This window comes from Mycobacterium sp. 1245499.0 (assembly GCF_001673615.1).
Taxonomy (GTDB): domain Bacteria; phylum Actinomycetota; class Actinomycetes; order Mycobacteriales; family Mycobacteriaceae; genus Mycobacterium; species Mycobacterium europaeum_A.
Genome location: NZ_LZMG01000218.1, coordinates 1 through 3,661, shown reverse-complemented (window position 1 = coordinate 3,661; position 3,661 = coordinate 1). Strand labels below are relative to the sequence as shown.

Annotated in this window: 4 protein-coding genes; all 4 read right to left on the bottom strand. The window is 70.1% G+C overall.

All coding sequences use genetic code 11. The features are described from left to right. The coding region (locus tag A5646_RS12425; RefSeq protein WP_231998303.1) for a lytic transglycosylase domain-containing protein at window positions 1–1,361 on the bottom strand (1,361 nt) is incomplete at its 3' end. A gap of 107 nt (window positions 1,362–1,468) precedes the next feature. After that, window positions 1,469–2,011 (bottom strand): DUF1003 domain-containing protein, encoded by a 543-nt coding sequence (locus tag A5646_RS12420; protein WP_066871640.1) that lies wholly within the window; start codon window positions 2,009–2,011, stop codon window positions 1,469–1,471. Continuing rightward, entirely contained in the window at window positions 2,008–3,315 is a 1,308-nt protein-coding gene (locus A5646_RS12415) for a magnesium transporter MgtE N-terminal domain-containing protein (RefSeq protein ID WP_067021917.1), read from the bottom strand. Before A5646_RS12415 ends, A5646_RS12420 begins: the two co-directional genes overlap by 4 nt. Before the next feature lie 62 nt (window positions 3,316–3,377). Further along, window positions 3,378–3,661: DUF4190 domain-containing protein (locus tag A5646_RS12410; protein ID WP_156765590.1), on the bottom strand; the 284-nt coding region annotated here is incomplete at its 5' end.

The window sequence follows — 3,661 nt, the reverse complement described above, 5'->3', positions numbered from 1 at the left end:
GCCACCGGCCGCCCCCCCCCCCCAGCCCGCCTCGGCGCCCAAGCCCGCCGGCCCGTCGGGCGCGGCCCCCGGCGCACCCAAGCCCAAGCCGGCGGGGGACCGGCTTCCGGGGGCGGCGCCCCGAACGGCGGATTGGCGACCGGCTGCGGGGGTGCGAATGGCTGCGGGGGTGCGAACGGCTGCGGCGGCGCGACCGGCTGTGGCGCCCCGAACGGCGGGGGCGGCGCACCGAACGGCGGCGGCGGACCCACGGCCGGTGAGCTCTGCGAGCTGATGCAGATCACCGTGCACCCGGGAACCTGGGCCGGCGCCTGCGCAGGCGTGGGCGTCATCCACGGGAACATCGGCTGGGGACTGCCCAGCGCCGGGCTGCTCAGGTCGATCAACGGGACACGGGCCAGCGGGTCGTCCAGCGGCAGGCCGTTGACGTTCATCGGCAGGTTGGGCCCGAGCCCTTCGGGGTGCTCGAGGTGTGCGTCGCCCAGCGGCGGCGGCGGCCCGGTCATCGGCGGCAGGTCGACTGGCACGACGCCCGTGGCGTAGGCCGCCGCCCAGCCCAACACGTTCTGCGCGTAGGGCATCGAGTTGTTGTAGCGCAGGATCGCGGTCAACACCTGCGACTGATCACGCAGGTTGAGCCCGCCGCTGCACAGGTATCGGGCGGCCGCCAGCGTCGCGTCGAAGATGTTCTGCGGATCCGCCACGCCGTCGCCCTTGCCGTCGGAGGCGTAGCGCGCCCAGGTGCCCGGCAGGAACTGCATGGGCCCCATCGCGCGGGCATAGGTGACGCGGTTTCCGGCGCTGCTCTGGATGATCGTTTCGTTGCCGGGCAGCGTGCCGTCCAAGGACGGGCCGTAGATCGGGCTGATCGCGGTGCCGCGGGCGTCCACCGCGCCGCCGCCCGCGTGTCCCGACTCGATGCGCCCGATGCCGGCCAACAGGTTCCAGCTGACGCCACAGCCCGGGGCGGCGACGGCCATCTTCTGCTCCGCGCTGCGGTAGGCGGCCAGCGCGATGCTCGGAATGCCAAGAGCTCCAGGCGCATTCACGATCATCGCCGGCGGCGGAGCCGATAAGGCGGGCTCGGCGACGTGAAAGAGCGTGGGGCCGCGGTCGATCGAGACGACGGCGGGGCCGGTGAGGTCGGGGAAGGTCGGGGACACCGCGGCCACCGGGGTGACCGCGGCATGCACCGGGGGCATTCGCATGGGAAGCGATGGAGCCGTTGCGCTGACGGCCCCCGCGAAGACCAATGGAGTAATCATTGCCACGCCGAAAATCGGCTTGCGCGTGTTCCGAAGTGCTCGCTGCCGCACAGTCGCGGCGGCGGGGCTTTCACCCCGGCTTCCCCCTATGCGCACTCGACCGTCCTAGTTATGTGAGCTGGGTCCACTTTCTGTTAGCTCGGTGAACCAGATCACCATACATAACTCTTGTGACACGAGTGGCGCAATGGTGCAAACGGTTCTCACCTGGATTTCTTAGCCGTTCGCTCCAATCCGTCGCCGCCCTGAACCGGGTCGGCATCCGCGGCGTCCGGCTGCAGATTTGCCAGCAGTTCGCGCAGGTCATCGAGCTCGTGGCGCAGGTATTCGCGCGTCACCACCTCGCCCACGGCCAGCCGCACCGCGGCCAGTTCGCGGGCCAGGTATTCGGTGTCGGCCTTGGTCTGCGCCGCGCGACGGCGGTCGTCCTCGAGCGCCACGCGGTCCCGGTTCTCCTGGCGGTTCTGGGCCAGCAGGATCAGCGGTGCCGCGTAGGCCGCCTGGGTGGAGAAGGCCAGGTTCAACAGGATGAACGGGTAGGGATCCCAGCGCAGCCCCACCGCGAACAGGTTCAGCGCGATCCACACGAAAACCACGATCGTCTGCAGCAGCAAATACCGGCCGGTGCCGAAGAAGCGGGCGATCGACTCGGTGAACTGTCCGACGGTTTCGGGATCCAGCCGCGGCGAGTACCTGCGCGATGTCCGCGGGGTGTAGAGCCCCCGCGGAGCCGTGGACTTGCTCACGCGGATCCTCCCAGTCCTTCGAGACGGCCGGCGGTGTCGAGGTCCTGCATGTCCACCCGCCAGTCGTGCGGCAGCAGGTGATCGAGCAGGTCGTCGACGGTGACCGCGCCCACCAGGTGGTTCTGGTCGTCGACCACAGGCCCGCACACCAGGTTGTAGGCGGCGAGGTAGCGAGTCACCGCGACCAGCGGTGTCTCCGGCGTCAGCGTCAGCAGGTCGCTGTCGACGATCCCGCCGACCAGCTCGGCCGGCGGCTCGCGCAGCAGCCGCTGCAGCGCCACACATCCCAGGTAGCGCCCGGTCGGGGTGGCCGTGGGCGGACGCACCACGAACACCATGGACGACAGCGCGGCGGACAGGTCGGGATCGCGGACGCGGGCCAGCGCCTCGGCGACCGCGGTGTCCGGGGTCAGCACCACCGGGTTCGACGTCATCAGTCCGCCGGCGGTGTCGGGTGAGTGGGTGAGCAGCCGTCGCACCGTGGCGGAATCCCCGGGATCCATCCGGGTCAGCAGCATTTCGGCGTCGGTCGGATTCAGCACGCCCAGCAGGTCGGCGGCGTCGTCGGGATCCATCTCCTCGAGCACGTCGGCGGATCGCTCGGTGCCCAGCTGCGACAGCACGTCGGCCTGATCCACCTCGGGCAGCTCCTGCAGGATGTCGGCCAGCCGGTCGTCGTTGAGCGCCTTGAGCACCTCGTAGCGGCGCTTGGCCGGCAGCCCGCGGATGGCATCGGCGACGTCGACCGGTTTGCGGCCCTCGAACTGATCCAGCAGCTGTGCCACGCCCTGGCCCGGCAACGCCAGGGCCGACGGGGTCAAGCCCTGCACGTTGTGCCAGTCGACGACGTGCACCGGGCCACGCCGCCCCAGCCGGCGCTGGCTGCGCACGGCGACCCGGCTCACCATCCAGTCCCGGGTCCGGGTCTGCTCGATGCCCAGATCGGTGACCACCACGTCCAACCCCGCCAGCTCGGGCAGTTCGGGGTCGTTGACCTTGACGGCGGTGTCGAGCACCTGGCCGATCGCCAGCACCTCGCCGGGTCGCTGCTCGAAATGGCGCAAGGACACGTTGCCGGTGCTCAGCGTCACCGCGTTGGGCTCAATGGAGGCGACCCGCAGGATCGGGATGAAGATGCTGCGCCATGTGGCCAGGTCGACGACCAACCCCAGGACGCGCGGTTGCTGGCGCACGATGCTGATGCTGATGACGACATCGCGCACCCGGCCGACGGATTCCCCGAGCGGGCCCAGCACCAACATGCGCGACAGCCGCGCGACGTACACCCTATTGACCGATCCCATGGAAGTAGAGCCTAGGCAGCCGCGGGTCCGATGGCAGACAGCCCGGCTCCGGCGCGCTGGCGCTAATGCGTGCGTATCGCGAAGAGCACGACCACAAAAGTGACGAGGAGCATGGCGATTCCGATGACGATGCCGGCGACCGCCAGGCCGAAGCCGTCCTGACGGGTCCGCTTGATCTGATCCAGCGCGATCGCGCCCAGCACCATGGCCACGATCGAGCCTACGCAGCACAGCAGGCCGGTGAAGGAGGCGATGAGCGACGCGATCGCCAGCGGGTTCGTCCCGGGCTGCGCTGCCGCAGGTCCATAGCCTCCCTGGTAATCCGGAGTCGGGTAGTAGCCGCCCG

Excerpts from the sequence above, each read along its gene's own strand:
- A5646_RS12415 (WP_067021917.1), bottom strand. The coding sequence starts at position 3,315 with ATGGGATCGGTCAATAGGGTGTACGTCGCGCGGCTGTCGCGCATGTTG.